The organism is Streptomyces sp. NPDC058291 (assembly GCF_042880855.1).
Taxonomy (GTDB): Bacteria; Actinomycetota; Actinomycetes; order Streptomycetales; family Streptomycetaceae; genus Streptomyces.
Genome location: NZ_JBHVYK010000004.1, coordinates 40,823 through 54,463 on the forward strand (window position 1 = coordinate 40,823; position 13,641 = coordinate 54,463).

The following is a 13,641-nucleotide window of genomic DNA, read 5'->3' on the forward strand; positions in this document are numbered from 1 at the left end:
CTTTTATGATAGATCGTTTGATCGATGAATCAGTATAAACGCCTACGTTTGCTCGAGCAGCCCCGACCGCGCCCCCCCCCCCCCTCCTCTGCGTCCGCCCGGGCCGTCGTCACGCCGCTCCCGTCGTCGAGCCGCTCCCCGTCGTCAAGTCGTGCCGTCCCGCGCGGGCCGTCGGCCCGACCACCACAGTCCGGCCGCGCCCGCCGCGAGCAACGCGACCCCGGCCGCCCCGAGCGGGAGCACGTCCCGTTCGACGCCGGTCCTGGGCAGTTCGTCGCCGTCGGGAGCCGCGGGCGTGTTGTCGGTGCCGAGGAGCAGTGGGGTGGCGGGCGTGTTCGGCGACGGGTTCGTCGTGCCGAACGGCACCGGGCCCTGCTGCCAGAACGGCTTCTCGCCGTCGCTCGTCTGGACCGGCAGACAGGTCTTCCCGGTCTTGCTCAGATCGAAGGACGCGTCGACGGCGTACGACTTCGACGCCCCGGCCGCGAGGCGGCCCACGGGGCACGAGCCCGGGGCCTCCGCGCGGTCGTCTGGGAGGGGGACGACGGAGGGGAAGAGGCCCGCCGAAGCGGACCTCTTCCCCTTTGTTCTCTCGTCTGTTCTGTGTCCTCGCGCCCCGGAGCGGCGAGTCCGGACCGGACTCAGACCTTGGTCTGCGCCGGAGCCTCGGGCCCCGCGTCCGCTCCCGTCCCGGCCCCGGTCCCGGCCCCGGTCCCGGCCCCGGTCTCGACCCCGGTCCCGGTCCCGGTCTCGACCCCGGTCCCGGCCTCAGCGGTGACGGAGCCCCGCCGGCCCTTCCCGGCTTCCTTCACGAAGGCGACGGCGACCACGATCGCCGCGACGAGCAGCGACAGCAGGACGGTCGTCCGCCCGCTGCTCTCGCCCTCGGTGTCGGTCAGCATGTAACCGAGCACGAAGACGATCAGCGCGGCGGTCGCCCAGGTCAGATAGGGGTACAGCCACATCTTCACGACCAGCTTCTCCGGCGCCTCGGCCTGGATGATCTTCCGCATCCGCAGCTGGGAGAAGCAGATCACCAGCCAGACGAACAGGGCCACGGCCCCGCTGGAGTTCACCAGGAAGAGGAAGACGGAGTCGGGGAAGCGGTAGTTGAAGAAGACCGCGACGAACCCGAAGACCACGGAGGAGACGATCGCCGCGAGCGGGACGCCCCGGTTGGTCGTCCGGGCGAAGGCCTTCGGCGCGTCGCCCCGCTGGCCGAGCGAGAAGGCCATGCGGGAGGCCGTGTAGAGCCCGGAGTTGAGGCAGGACAGCACCGACGTCAGGACGATGAAGTTCATTATCTGACCGGCGTGCGCGATGCCCAGGGAGTCGAGGGCGGCCACGTAGGAGCCCTGGTCCTTGATGGACGGGTCGTTCCAGGGGAGCAGCGTGACGACGATGAAGATCGAGCCGAGGTAGAAGACGCCGATCCGCCAGATGATGCTGTTGGTCGACTTGGTCACGGCCTGCTGCGGGTTCTCCGACTCGCCGGCCGCCAGGGTCGCGATCTCGCTGCCCATGAAGGAGAAGACGACGAGCAGCACGCCGGTCAGGATGGCGCCGGGTCCGTGGGGCAGGAAGCCGCCGTGGCCGGTGAGGTTGTTCAGGCCCGCCTTGTCGCTGTCGACGCCCGGCAGCACGCCGAACACGGCGAGTGCGCCCACGACGATGAACGCGCCGATGGCGACGACCTTGATGCCCGCGAACCAGAACTCGAACTCGCCGTAGGAGCCGACGGAGACCAGGTTGGTGGCCGTCAGCACCACCATCACGATGAGGGCCCACCCCCACTGCGGCACGGCGGGGATCCACCCCTCGAGGATCTTGGCCCCGGCGGTGGCCTCCACGGCGAGCACGACGACCCAGAAGAACCAGTACAGCCAGCCGATGGAGAACCCGGCCCAGCGGCCGAGCGCCCGGTCGGCGTGCGCGGAGAACGAGCCGGAGGTCGGATTGGCGGCGGACATCTCTCCGAGCATGCGCATCACCAGCACCACAAGCGTGCCGACGAGAGCGTAGGAGAGCAGAATGCCCGGCCCGGCGGTGGCGATGCCGGAACTGGATCCGACGAACAGTCCCGCGCCGATGACACCGCCGATGGCGATCATCGACAGATGCCGGTTCTTGAGACCGGCCTGAAGCCCGGAACCGTTCTCTCCGGGTGCTCCAGGGCCGCGTTCGGCCTTCGAAAGGGTCGGCTGCGAAGTCATGGGGAGGGTCTTCCTTTGCGCCGCGTGGGGAATCTGGTGCGTCGTACGTGGGGAGGCGTACGAGCCGGTCCAGTGAATCCGAGGCTAATGAATTCGGGAACCTTTGATTCCGGATTGTTACTTGAGGTTTACCTGAGCTTCTACGGGGCTGTTCAGGCTTTCCGGACGCGGCACCCCGCGCTGCTACCCCGCGCCGCCCGTGTCACACTCATCCCATGCGCGTGTATCTCGGCTCGGACCATGCCGGCTTCGAACTCAAGAATCACCTCGTGGAATGGCTCAGGGCGGCGGGTCACGACCCGGTCGACTGCGGGCCGCACATCTACGACGCCCAGGACGACTACCCGCCGTTCTGCCTCCGCGCCGCGGAGCGGACGGCCGCGGACCCCGAGGCCCTCGGCATCGTCATCGGCGGCTCCGGCAACGGCGAGCAGATCGCGGCGAACAAGGTGAAGGGCGTCCGTGCCGCCCTGGCCTGGAGCGAGGAGACCGCGTCGCTCGGCCGCCAGCACAACGACGCCAACGTCGTCGCGGTCGGCGCCCGCATGCACACCCAGGACGAGGCGACCAAGTTCGTCGAGACGTTCCTGGCCACCCCGTTCTCCGAGGACGAGCGGCACATCCGCCGCATCGACATGCTCGCCGCGTACGAGACCACCGGCGACCTCCCGGAGATCCCCGCCCACCACCCCCAGCAGTAACCCCCGAAGCCGGAGCCCGGCTGCCCCGCGCGGCAGCCGGCGCCCGGACGCGGGGCCGTCCGCCCGACCGGATCGGGTCAGCGGGCGGTGCGGAAAGGAACGCGCCGGTGCCAGAAGGGCACACCATCCACCGGCTGGCACAGGACTACGCCCGTTTCGTCGGCCGCCCCGTCGAGGCGACCAGCCCCCAGGGCAAGTTCGCCGACGCCGCCGCCCTCCTCACCGGCTCCCCGCTCACCCGTACCGAGGCGCACGGCAAACACCTCTTCCTCGGTTTCGGCGGCGGACGGTGGATCCACGTCCACCTCGGCCTCTTCGGCAAGGTGACCTTCGGCGACGCCCCCGCGCCCCCGCCCACCGGGACGGTCCGCCTCCGCCTGGCCGGCCCCACCGCGTACGTGGACCTCCGGGGCCCCACCACCTGCGCGCTGATCACGGACGTCGAGAAGCAGGCCGTGCACGCCCGCCTGGGTCCGGACCCGCTGCGCGACGACGCCGACCCGCTGCTCGCCTACGCGCGCGTCGCGCGCAGCCGTACGACGATCGCCGCCCTCCTCATGGACCAGAAGGTCATCGCCGGCGTGGGCAACGTCTACCGCGCCGAGGTCCTCTTCCGGCACGGCATCGACCCCTACCGGGCGGGCCGGACCATCACGCCCGCCGAATGGGATGCGATCTGGACCGACCTCGTCGCCCTCATGCGCGAGGGAGTCCGCCACAACCGCATCGACACCGTCCGCCCCCAGCACACTCCCGAGGCGATGGGCCGGGCGCCCCGCGTCGACGACCACGGCGGCGAGGTGTACGTCTACCGCCGTACCCACCAGCCCTGCCACCTCTGCGGCGACGCCGTCCGCACCGCCGACCTGGCCGCCCGCAACCTCTTCTGGTGCCCCACCTGCCAGAAGAACTGACGCCCCCGGACCGACCGACCGACCGCCCAGCCGACCGCCCAGCCGACCGCCCAGCCGACCGACCAGCCGACCGACCGGCCGACCGGCCGGCCGACCGGCCGGCCGACCGCCCGCTCGGGTTCCGCACGGACGCCGTCCCGGTTCCGCCCCGGGCCGCGCGAACCGGTCGCGCCCTAGAAGCCGTGGGGCAGCCAGGGCGCCGAGACCGATCCGAACCCCACCGCGGCCTCCGCCAGCGCACCCTGCCGCACCTCACGCACCCGGCCGGCCGCCGCCAGCGACGCGAGGCTCACTCCGCCGAGATAGGCGGCCCCCAACTCCCGTACCGACAGAGCGAGATCGGGCACGTCCGTGGTGCGCGCGCAGACCGCGCCCTTGGCGTCCCCGCTCAACCGCCAACGCCCCGTGTTCCAGGGGCAGAACGCGTCCTCCACCTCCAGCACCACGTCCACCGGCGTCTGGTACGTCCGCGCCTCCAGCGCCGCGCCGACGTCCACCAGCCGTACGTACAACGAGTCCCGCACCCGCAGTCCGCACCGCCGGACGTCGGAGACGAGATGCTGCCACGCGTCGTCCAGGGGCCGCCCGCGCAGCCTCAGCGAGGCGGTGAGGTCGATCCCGAACAGGAACCGCCACAACGCCGCCTGCGACGACGCGTCCAGCCCGGCCAGATCCTGCAGCTGCACCTGCCCGTCGTGCCCGCTGTCCGTCCACTGCGGCCGCACCCGGAAGCGGGCGTACCCGGTGACCTCACCGCCGCGCTCGGCGAGCACGCACTGCAGCGGCGACGCGCCGCCCCGCGAGCTCTCCGGGTCGAGCAGCCCCAGCCGCTCCCAGCCGGGCCGCCGCGCCAGCATGCCGGGCCTGCCGGACGCCGTCCGCGCGTACACGCCCTCGCACGCCGCGAGTTCGGCGCCCGGGTCGGCGTACCGCACCCGTACGCCGTCCGTCCCGGCCGGGACGGACAGTTCCACCCGGGTGGTGTCGATCTCGGCGTCCAGCGCGAAGGTCGCCGTGGCATACCCGAACCGACCGTAGATCGCCGGCTCGGAGGCGGTGAGCGCCGCGAGCGGCTCGCCCCACGCCCGCACGTCGTCCAGCAAGCGCCGCATCATCGAGGTCAGCATCCCGCGCCGCCGGTGCGTCGCGCTGACGGAGACCATCGTCACACCCGCCGTCGGCACCGAGGCCCCGCCCGGCACGGTCATCCGGAAGTCGTAGGCCCCGGCCGTACCCACACACATGTCGCCGTCCCACACGCCCACGGACCGCTCGTACGGCGTGAGCTCTCTGAAGAGCGCCCGCTCCTCGGCCGGTTCCCCCACCCCGCCGAAGGCCCGCAGGAGAGCGTCGTACCACTCGTCCCACTCGTCCCGTCGCAGGCCTCGCATCCGCCCTGCCGCCTCGCTCGTCATGGACTCATGCCTAGCAGCCCGATGCGGGACGGGCCAGGGAATTTCGCCCACCTTGCGGCGCGAGCGCTTTCCTTGACGTTCACTGTGAAGTTGAGCCTCGCAGGGGGGACAAGTAGGACCTCCCGTGCCAAGCGGCGGGTTCGATGGATAGGGTCCCGAACTAATGGCAGCAGGACGACAGCGGCGCGCGGAAGCCGAGACGTTCACGGCCCGGATGAAGCACTTGTGGCACCGGGTCCGCACCGGCGTGCGCAGAAGCGCCGTGGACTACTTCCGCGGCGACGGCTCGGACTGGATCGCGCTGGCCTTCCTCCTGCTCACCGTCCCGCTGATCGCCCTCACCACGCTCGCCAACTCGGTGTGGTGCTCCCCGGCCGCCCTCGTCCTGCCGATCGTCGCCGGCGGTCTGCTGCTGCGCCCGTCGAGCCTGCTCGGCCTGTACGCGGCGGCGGCCTCGGCGCTCATCGTGGAGTCGGTGCGACTGGGCCCCTACACCGAGGGCCCGTCCCGGGTCACGCCCGGCGTGGTGCTCGTGGTGGCCGCATGCGGTTTCTTCGGCCTCCTCATCGCCCAGTTCCGCAGCCGCGTCGGCGTGCCGTGGCGGCGCGGTGGCACCATGCTCTTCGACCTGCGCGAACGCATCCGCGTGCAGAGCAAGCTGCCGGGCCTGCCGACCGGCTGGCACCGCGAGATGGCGCTGAGGCCCGCGGGCGGCCAGTCCTTCTCCGGCGACTTCGTCGTCGCGGCCCGCACGAACGGCGGCCGCACCCTGGAGGTCGTCCTCACCGACGTGTCCGGCAAGGGCATGGACGCCGGCTCGCGCGCCCTGCTGCTGTCCGGCGCCTTCGGCGGGCTGCTCGGCTCCCTGCCCCCGCATGCCTTCCTCCCGGCCGCCAACGGCTATCTGCTCCGGCAGGACTGGGACGAGGGCTTCGCGACCTCCATCCATCTCGTCCTCGACCTCGACTCCGGCGACTACGAGCTCTACTCGGCCGGCCACCCGCCGGGCCTCCAGCTCAGCGCGGGCAGCGGCCGGTGGGAGGAGAAGGCCGCCGAGGGCCCCCTGCTCGGGGTGTACGACGGCGCCCAGTTCGACCCGGTGAAGGGCTCGTTGCGCCCCGGCGACGTGCTGATGCTCTTCACCGACGGCCTGGTGGAGACGTCCGAACGGGACATCGTCGAGGGCATCGACCGCCTCACCGGCGAGGCCGACCGCTATGTGGCCGGCGGCTTCCAGGGCGCCGCCTGGCACCTGATCGAGGCGGTGGCGAAGGACGTCAACGACGACCGGGCCCTGCTGCTCATCTGCCGCGAGGGCCCCACGGCCGCGTCGGCGTCGCTGTCGTGAGCCCGGCGAAGCCCGCCGGCCCGGTCCGAGGGGAACCCGCCGTGCTCACACTGTCCGAGATCGAGGCCCTGGCCCGTGCGGCCCACGCGGGGCAGACCGACAAGGCGGGCCGGCCCTATGCCGAGCACCTCCAGGCGGTCGCGGACGGCGTCCGCGCGCGGGGCGGCGACGACGACCTGATCGCGGCCGCCTGGCTGCACGACGCCGTCGAGGACGACGCCCTGTCCGAGGCCTGGCTGGACGGAGCCCGCCTGAGCGACCGCACCAAGGCGGTCGTCCTGGCGGTGACCAAGCGGGCGGGGGAGACGCCGGAGGCGTACGCGGGGCGGGTCCTGGCCACGCCGGGCGCGCTGCTGGTCAAGGAGGCCGACCTGGCGCACAACGCGGACCCGGCGCGCCTGGCGGTCCTGGACGCCCCGACCCGCACCCGGCTGACCGAGAAGTACGCACGGATGCGCGCGCTGCTCGGCCTCACGGGTCAGCGCTCCTGAACCCCGACCCGCTCGCGCCGCGCATCGCTCCGCACCTCGTCCCGCTTCCCATCCCGCTCCTGCGCCTGCCCCGGCTGCCGCCCCGGCTCCTGCCGGGCGCGTTCCCGGGCGAGTTCGGCGGCGTCCGGCCTGAAGGCCCATGCCATCTTCGGCTCCATCACGAAGCGGAAGACACGCCGGACGGGCGGGGTGCACAGCGCGGTGACGGCGAGGGCGATCGCGAGGCTGACGCCGATCTCGCCCAGCGGCCGGTGCAGCGCGGGGTGGGCGAACCAGCCGCGGTAGTCGGCGCCCTTGATCAGGAAGCCGTGCAGCAGATAGCCGTAGAGCGTGCCCGCGCCGAGCACGGTGAACCACATTTTGCGGCCCGGCACCCACGAGAAGAAGCAGGCCGTCAGCAGCAGCGAACAGCCGAACAGCGCGAGCTGCATGAGCGGACCGGCCCACCACGGCTGGCCCAACTCCTGTGCCGCGGACCGGTGGTAGAGCCACCCGGTGTCCACCTTCGACGCCGCCCACCAGCAGAAGGCCAGGGAGAGGGCGAACACCGGGACCGCCGCGATCCGCACCGAGCGTCGACGGACCATCCGGAAGTGCTCGGGCCTGAGACACAGTCCGAGCACGAAGTACGGCAGGAACTGCAGGACGCGCTGCAGGTCCAGGTCGCCGCCGAAGTCCGGGGTGAGGGACGCCAGCATCGCCATGACCAGCGCGACCGGCAGCGGGTGGCGGACCATCTTCCAGACCGGTGTCGTCAGCCGCCAGATGAACAGGGCGCACAGGAACCAGGTCAGGTAGTACGGATCGAGGAGGGTGACGGCGGCCTGGGAGTCGTGGTCGACGAGGCGCTTGAAGAGCGGATACGCGCTCTCGAACACGACGTACGGCACGGCGACCCCGGTGACCAGCCGCTTCAGCCGCGCGGGACTGCCGTCGAAACTGCGCGAGAAGAACCCGGAGATGACGATGAACGCCGGCATGTGGAACGTGTACACGAGCATGTACGCGGCCTGCAGCACCCGGCTGTCGCCCTTGAGGGGCTCCCAGGAGTGACCCAACGCCACCAGCACGATCGCCAGGTACTTGGCGTTGTCGAAGAACGCGTCACGCCGGGCGCCGGGCCGTGACGACGGCCGCTCGGCGGATCCGTCCTCGGGGCGGCCGAGCCCGGACCGGCCGGGGGACCCGTCGTCGTGATCGTCCGGTGGACCGTTGTGCTGATCGTTCCGGTTCTTGGGCGAGCGGGAGCCCGGAACGAGAGACGAGGCGGCGTGGAACATTCGATGCACCCTAGCCGCGTGCCCGCGTATGCGTAAAACACCTCTGGTCGTTCCTCGTTATTCGGCATCCGCGCCGGTGATCGACGGGTGGAGGTGACACCTGAGCGACCGTGATGTCATGATTCATCCCGAAGGAAAGGTGCATAACGTCCGTTGTGGGGCCGCAGTTGACGTGACGGCGGTCATTATTCGAATTACCTGCGCACACAGTGTGTGGATGAGGAAACCAGCCGCCCAATTCCTGTGCGGACAGGGCCCGAATTGCCGTGCGGCGCGCCCGGATCCACGGACGACCGCACGATGATGCGTCACGGGCCGCATAGGGAGGCCGCGTTGGTGGCACGATGGTCTCGGGAGTGCGGACCGACCGAGGGCGTGTGATCAGTTGTGGCCATTTCACTGTCAGTGGTGCTGCTGTTGGCGATCATTCTGGTCGTCCTGATCCGAGGGGGCTCGATCAAGGCCGGCCCGGCCATCGTCGCCATCCTGTTCGGCTTCTTCCTCGCCTCGACCGGCATGGCCCCGTCGATCAACCGCTTCCTCAACTCCCTCGCCGACACGATCAACTCGATCAGCTTCTGAGGCGCACAGAGCGCACCCGCTCATGCCGGCGCCGTGGGCTGCGGAACGCCCCACCCGGGGACGCACGTCATGCGGTGGGCCGGCACGACGGCTTCGCTCGGTAGCGGATCGGTTCCACGGACCCGTACGGCCACGATGTCCGTGGGGACGGGGGGCCGCCCCGAAAGCCTCGTCAAACGCCACCGGAAGACCTCCGGAACGTCCTTGGCGGGCAGCTCCAGCGTGGAGAGGCTCACCCACCGGTCGTAGGTGGTCGGGTACACGCGCACTGAAGCGCCGCATTCCGGACATACCGTCGGTTCGATCCACGCCACGTCGTCGGGGCCGGGATCCGCTCTGGGGGCCGCTGTCGCCCCGTCGGCCTCGGCCATCGCGTTGGCGAAGACGTGCCAGCACGGTGCGCAGGAGCTCGCCATGAGGCCGAACCGCCCGCGCCCCCGCACGCAGTGGCCTTCCTCTCCGCAGCGATGGCACGCCACCTGGTCACGTTCCCGAATCGCCCCCATGTGTTGGAGTGTGAGCGAATCGGACCGGATGCGAGTAGGGCGCGATGTGGCCGTATTCGGCGAGCGGGGGCGGACAGGCCCGTGCCCGGTGCGCACTCGCGCTGAGCGGAGGTTCCGAGGTTCGCAGGCGAGGGCCTGAGGCGGCCTGCCCACAAAGAGCCGGGCGCGCCGATCCGTGCGTCAGTGCCGTCCGTCCGGCCCGAGTCGTTTCGGCGGCCAAGACGCCGCACTCGGGTTCGACCCGATGCGGAAACCCCGGTCCGTGTCCGGGCCGTGGCCACCCTCGGCCCTCCCGGAAGGGCACGCGAGGGGCGCCGGAAGGGCACGCGAGGGACGTAGGGACGACTGACGCGCGGCGCCGGAGAACGATCAGGGCCAGGTCCGAGGAATCTTCCTCCGACCTGGCCCTGAGCCGTACAGAGCGGGCGACGGGAATCGAACCCGCGTAGCTAGTTTGGAAGACTAGTGCTCTACCATTGAGCTACGCCCGCACACGACGCGCCGCAGGTCAGCCGACCGCGGCACTGCAGGCATCGTAGCGGGTCGGCGGCCCGTGGCGCACACCGCCTTTCCCGGACCCGTCGCGGCCCGCGCGGGGCTCGGCGAATGCGGCGGTCACGGGGCCTGCGGGCATGTACCCTACGTCTCGCACCAGACGGGGTGTGGCGCAGCTTGGTAGCGCGTCCGCTTTGGGAGCGGAAGGCCGTGGGTTCAAATCCCGCCACCCCGACCACCGACCGCCGATCGCCGACCATCGAGCGGCCGCCGGGCGCGGTCGTGCCGACCGTCGCCGGGCCGGATGTGCGGACACCTCGCTTGATCGCCTTTGGGGCGTGTCGTCGCTGCCGTTACTATGCAAGCTGCACGCCCGTGTGTCCTCATTCTCTGAAGTCCTCCGGGCGGCGAATCCGCCGGAGCCGGTCTGGCTCCGGCAGAAACCAAGAAGTCAGCCCCCAAGGAGACCGAACCGTGAAGAGCGCCGTGGAGACCCTGAACCCGACCCGGGTTCGGCTCAGCATCGAGGTGCCCTTCGAGGAGCTCAAGGACAGCCTCGACGCGGCGTACAAGAAGATCAACCAGCAGGTCACGGTGAAGGGCTTCCGCAAGGGCAAGATCCCCGCCCGGGTCATCGACCAGCGCTTCGGCCGTGGCGCCGTGCTGGAGGAGGCCGTCAACGACGCGCTGCCGAAGTTCTACACGGAGGCGGTCAACGAGGCGGAGATCGACGTCCTCGGCCAGCCCGAGGTCGACATCACGGAGCTGAAGGACGGCGAGACGCTGAACTTCACCGCCGAGGTCGACGTGCGTCCCGCCCTGGAGCTCCCGGAGGACTTCTCCTCCATCGAGGTCGAGGTCGACGCCGTCGAGGTCACCGACGAGGACATCGACAAGTCGGTCGAGCAGCTCCGCGAGCGCTTCGCCTCGACCACCCCGGTCGAGCGTGCCGCCGAGGACGGCGACGTCGTGACGGTGGACCTGGAGGCCAAGGTCGACGGCGAGGTCCTGGAGGACGGCGTCGCGAGCGGCGTCTCCTACACCATCGGCTCCGGCGAGCTGCTGGAGGGCATCGACGAGGCCGTCAAGGGCCTGGAGGCCGGTGGCGAGACCACCTTCACCTCCGAGCTGAAGGGCGGCTCCGCGGCCGGCAAGGAGGCCGAGGTCACCGTCAAGGTCACCCAGGTCGCCGCCCGCGAGCTCCCCGAGCTGGACGACGAGTTCGCCCAGCTCGCCTCCGAGTTCGACACCCTCGACGAGCTGAAGGCCGACAGCCGCAAGCGCCTCGAGAACATGAAGCAGTACGACCAGGCCACGCAGGCCCAGGAGCGCGTCCTGGAGAAGCTGCTGGAGCTCGTCGAGGTGCCCGTCCCCGAGAAGCTGCTCGAGGACGAGATCAACACCCGCAAGCACAACCTGGAGCACCACCAGCTCGGTCAGATGGGCCTCGACCTCGACAAGTACCTGGAGATCCAGGGCAAGACCGCCGAGGAGTTCGAGACCGAGACCCGTGAGGCCGCGGTCAAGGGCATCAAGACCCAGTTCGTGCTCGACGAGCTGGTCAAGCGCGAGAAGCTGAACGTCAACCAGGAGGAGCTCACCGAGCACCTCATGCGCCGTGCCGCCTCCTCCGGCATGTCCCCCGACCAGTTCGCCCAGGCGGTCGTCGAGGGCGGCCAGGTCCCGCTGCTGGTCGGCGAGGTCGCCCGCGGCAAGGCGCTGGCCACGGTCGTCGAGTCCGCCACGGTGAAGGACACCAACGGCGAGGTCGTCGACCTGGACGACGAGGACGAGGAGTCCGCGGAGGCCGCTGCGGAGACGGAGTCCTCCGAGACGGAGTCCTCCGAGGAGAAGACCGAGAGCTGAAGGCCCTCGCGTCGCCTCTGACGCACGCCTGAGGGGCCCCGGAGCGGCGATCGCTCCGGGGCCCCTCTGCCGTTCGCGTCGCCGCTCGACTACGCCCCCGGCGAACACTCTCCTCTCCGGGATTCCCCGAAGGGACCCGCGCGTTAGGGTCCATGAGTACGAGGGCAGGGGAGTCCCCGAGCCCCAGGCAGTACACGTGAGACGGCCCGGCGCCGTCGTAAGACGAGCAGGTGGATACGTGACGAATCTGATGCCCTCCGCCGCCGGCGAGCCTTCCATCGGTGGCCTCGGCGACCAGGTCTACAACCGGCTGCTCGGCGAGCGGATCATCTTCCTCGGCCAGGCGGTCGACGACGACATCGCCAACAAGATCACCGCACAGTTGCTGCTCCTTGCCGCCGACCCGGACAAGGACATCTACCTCTACATCAACAGCCCCGGCGGCTCCATCACGGCCGGCATGGCGATCTACGACACCATGCAGTTCATCAAGAACGACGTGGTGACCATCGCCATGGGCCTGGCCGCCTCCATGGGCCAGTTCCTGCTCAGTGCGGGCACCCCCGGCAAGCGCTTCGCGCTGCCGAACGCCGAGATCCTGATCCACCAGCCCTCCGCGGGCCTGGCCGGATCCGCCTCGGACATCAAGATCCACGCCGAGCGGCTGCTGCACACCAAGAAGCGCATGGCGGAGCTGACCTCGCAGCACACCGGCCAGTCGATCGAGCAGATCACCCGCGACTCGGACCGCGACCGGTGGTTCGACGCGTTCGAGGCCAAGGAGTACGGCCTCATCGACGACGTCATCCCGACGGCCGCCGGCATGCCGGGCGGCGGCGGTACCGGGGCGGCCTGAGAGTCACCCCTGACGGCGCCAGGGCCGCCCAGGGCCGCTCCCCTGAGCCACCTGGGCTCTCTGTCCCTCGGAGGCCCCAGGAGCCCGCTGAGGCCTCCCGGAGGCCCGGGAAGCCCCTTGGGGCTCCCCGGCCGCTCGGAGCCTCCCAGCGGGGGCCCGAGGCCCTCGGAAGCCGTCAGAGCCCCTCTTCAGCCCCTCCAGTCCACCGCCCCAGCCCCCTCTTCAGGAGACATCGTGAACGACTTCCCCGGCAGCGGCCTCTACGCCCGCACCGAGGCCGAGTACACCGGCCCCCGCGCCGAGTCCCGCTACGTCATCCCGCGCTTCGTCGAGCGCACCTCCCAGGGCATCCGCGAGTACGACCCGTACGCGAAGCTCTTCGAGGAGCGCGTGATCTTCCTCGGCGTGCAGATCGACGACGCCTCCGCCAACGACGTCATGGCGCAGCTGCTGTGCCTGGAGTCGATGGACCCCGACCGGGACATCTCGGTCTACATCAACAGCCCCGGCGGCTCCTTCACCGCGCTGACCGCGATCTACGACACGATGCAGTTCGTGAAGCCCGACGTCCAGACGGTCTGCATGGGCCAGGCGGCGTCCGCCGCCGCGATCCTGCTGGCCGCCGGCACGCCGGGCAAGCGCATGGCGCTGCCGAACGCGCGCGTGCTGATCCACCAGCCGTACAGTGAGACCGGCCGCGGTCAGGTCTCCGACCTGGAGATCGCCGCCAACGAGATCCTCCGGATGCGCGCGCAGCTGGAGGACATGCTGGCCAAGCACTCGACCACGCCGATCGAGAAGATCCGCGAGGACATCGAGCGCGACAAGATCCTCACGGCCGAGGACGCGCTGGCGTACGGCCTGATCGACCAGATCATCTCCACCCGGAAGATGAACAACGAGTCTCTGCGTTGACGTTCGGGGTCGTCCCGTTCGAGCTCCCTCGGCACGGTGTGACACGGTCCACGTCGCAG

The 13,641-nt window shown here is 70.6% G+C and carries 12 protein-coding genes, 2 tRNA genes and 2 pseudogenes; 10 read left to right on the forward strand and 6 right to left on the reverse strand.

What is annotated here, in order from left to right:
• Positions 1-144: 144 nt before the first annotated feature.
• Positions 145-507: pseudogene (locus tag ACFVYK_RS03215) on the reverse strand (LPXTG cell wall anchor domain-containing protein); the annotation flags it as partial.
• A 134-nt stretch (positions 508-641) separates the two neighbouring features.
• A complete protein-coding gene (locus tag ACFVYK_RS03220; RefSeq protein WP_389767903.1) occupies positions 642-2,213 on the reverse strand; it encodes an amino acid permease in 1,572 nt (523 codons plus the stop codon).
• 215 nt (positions 2,214-2,428) lie between these two features.
• Here ACFVYK_RS03220 and ACFVYK_RS03225 point away from each other — a divergent pair, with 215 nt between their 5' ends.
• From ACFVYK_RS03225 to ACFVYK_RS03235, 3 genes and pseudogenes are all read left to right on the forward strand, one after another.
• A complete protein-coding gene (locus ACFVYK_RS03225) occupies positions 2,429-2,914 on the forward strand; it encodes a ribose-5-phosphate isomerase (RefSeq protein ID WP_389767905.1) in 486 nt (161 codons plus the stop codon).
• 107 nt (positions 2,915-3,021) lie between these two features.
• Positions 3,022-3,828, forward strand: coding sequence for an Fpg/Nei family DNA glycosylase (locus tag ACFVYK_RS03230; protein WP_389767907.1), 807 nt, complete (start codon positions 3,022-3,024; stop codon positions 3,826-3,828).
• Between the two features lie 18 nt (positions 3,829-3,846).
• Positions 3,847-4,005, forward strand: a pseudogene (locus ACFVYK_RS03235) (PT domain-containing protein); the annotation flags it as partial.
• Here the strand turns inward: ACFVYK_RS03235 and ACFVYK_RS03240 are convergent.
• Complete coding sequence (locus ACFVYK_RS03240; RefSeq protein ID WP_389767908.1) at positions 4,002-5,243, reverse strand: GNAT family N-acetyltransferase; 1,242 nt, start codon at positions 5,241-5,243, stop codon at positions 4,002-4,004. The pseudogene ACFVYK_RS03235 and the gene ACFVYK_RS03240 overlap by 4 nt on opposite strands.
• A 163-nt stretch (positions 5,244-5,406) precedes the next feature.
• On the opposite strand from ACFVYK_RS03240, the gene ACFVYK_RS03245 reads away from it, so the two are divergent.
• Positions 5,407-6,591: a PP2C family protein-serine/threonine phosphatase gene (locus ACFVYK_RS03245; protein ID WP_389767910.1), complete on the forward strand. Its 1,185-nt coding sequence runs from the start codon at positions 5,407-5,409 to the stop codon at positions 6,589-6,591.
• 41 nt (positions 6,592-6,632) lie between these two features.
• Positions 6,633-7,082 (forward strand): HD domain-containing protein, encoded by a 450-nt coding sequence (locus tag ACFVYK_RS03250; RefSeq protein WP_389767912.1) that lies wholly within the window; start codon positions 6,633-6,635, stop codon positions 7,080-7,082.
• On the opposite strand, the gene ACFVYK_RS03255 is transcribed toward ACFVYK_RS03250, so the two are convergent.
• The gene (locus ACFVYK_RS03255) at positions 7,070-8,362 is read right to left on the reverse strand and encodes an acyltransferase family protein (protein WP_389767914.1); all 1,293 of its coding nucleotides are present in this window, start codon (positions 8,360-8,362) and stop codon (positions 7,070-7,072) included. The genes ACFVYK_RS03250 and ACFVYK_RS03255 overlap by 13 nt on opposite strands.
• 387 nt (positions 8,363-8,749) lie before the next feature.
• Here ACFVYK_RS03255 and ACFVYK_RS03260 point away from each other — a divergent pair, with 387 nt between their 5' ends.
• Positions 8,750-8,944 carry a hypothetical protein gene (locus ACFVYK_RS03260; protein ID WP_108999428.1) on the forward strand — a complete coding sequence of 65 codons (195 nt, stop codon included), beginning with the start codon at positions 8,750-8,752 and terminating at the stop codon, positions 8,942-8,944.
• A gap of 20 nt (positions 8,945-8,964) precedes the next feature.
• On the opposite strand, the gene ACFVYK_RS03265 is transcribed toward ACFVYK_RS03260, so the two are convergent.
• Together ACFVYK_RS03265 and ACFVYK_RS03270 are read right to left on the reverse strand one after the other, a co-directional pair.
• Positions 8,965-9,450 (reverse strand): DUF6083 domain-containing protein, encoded by a 486-nt coding sequence (locus ACFVYK_RS03265; RefSeq protein ID WP_389767916.1) that lies wholly within the window; start codon positions 9,448-9,450, stop codon positions 8,965-8,967.
• 420 nt (positions 9,451-9,870) lie between these two features.
• Positions 9,871-9,941, reverse strand: a tRNA-Gly gene (locus ACFVYK_RS03270).
• 165 nt (positions 9,942-10,106) lie between these two features.
• On the opposite strand from ACFVYK_RS03270, the gene ACFVYK_RS03275 reads away from it, so the two are divergent.
• The 4 genes from ACFVYK_RS03275 (at position 10,107) to ACFVYK_RS03290 (ending at position 13,582) form a co-directional block, all read left to right on the forward strand.
• Positions 10,107-10,183: transfer RNA gene (locus tag ACFVYK_RS03275), tRNA-Pro, on the forward strand.
• 236 nt (positions 10,184-10,419) lie between these two features.
• Positions 10,420-11,811 (forward strand): trigger factor, encoded by a 1,392-nt coding sequence (gene tig, locus ACFVYK_RS03280; RefSeq protein WP_389767918.1) that lies wholly within the window; start codon positions 10,420-10,422, stop codon positions 11,809-11,811.
• 250 nt (positions 11,812-12,061) lie between these two features.
• Complete coding sequence (locus tag ACFVYK_RS03285) at positions 12,062-12,667, forward strand: ATP-dependent Clp protease proteolytic subunit (RefSeq protein WP_389768103.1); 606 nt, start codon at positions 12,062-12,064, stop codon at positions 12,665-12,667.
• 234 nt (positions 12,668-12,901) lie between these two features.
• On the forward strand, positions 12,902-13,582 hold the full coding sequence (locus ACFVYK_RS03290; RefSeq protein WP_389767920.1) for an ATP-dependent Clp protease proteolytic subunit: 681 nt from the start codon (positions 12,902-12,904) through the stop codon (positions 13,580-13,582).
• Positions 13,583-13,641 lie beyond the last annotated feature (59 nt).

Coding starts and splice junctions, on each gene's coding strand:
- ACFVYK_RS03220 (WP_389767903.1), bottom strand. CDS start 2,213: ATGACTTCGCAGCCGACCCTTTCGAAGGCCGAACGCGGCCCTGGAGCA.
- ACFVYK_RS03225 (WP_389767905.1), top strand. CDS start 2,429: ATGCGCGTGTATCTCGGCTCGGACCATGCCGGCTTCGAACTCAAGAAT.
- ACFVYK_RS03240 (WP_389767908.1), bottom strand. CDS start 5,243: ATGACGAGCGAGGCGGCAGGGCGGATGCGAGGCCTGCGACGGGACGAG.
- ACFVYK_RS03245 (WP_389767910.1), top strand. CDS start 5,407: ATGGCAGCAGGACGACAGCGGCGCGCGGAAGCCGAGACGTTCACGGCC.
- ACFVYK_RS03255 (WP_389767914.1), bottom strand. CDS start 8,362: ATGTTCCACGCCGCCTCGTCTCTCGTTCCGGGCTCCCGCTCGCCCAAG.
- ACFVYK_RS03265 (WP_389767916.1), bottom strand. CDS start 9,450: ATGGGGGCGATTCGGGAACGTGACCAGGTGGCGTGCCATCGCTGCGGA.
- ACFVYK_RS03285 (WP_389768103.1), top strand. CDS start 12,062: ATGCCCTCCGCCGCCGGCGAGCCTTCCATCGGTGGCCTCGGCGACCAG.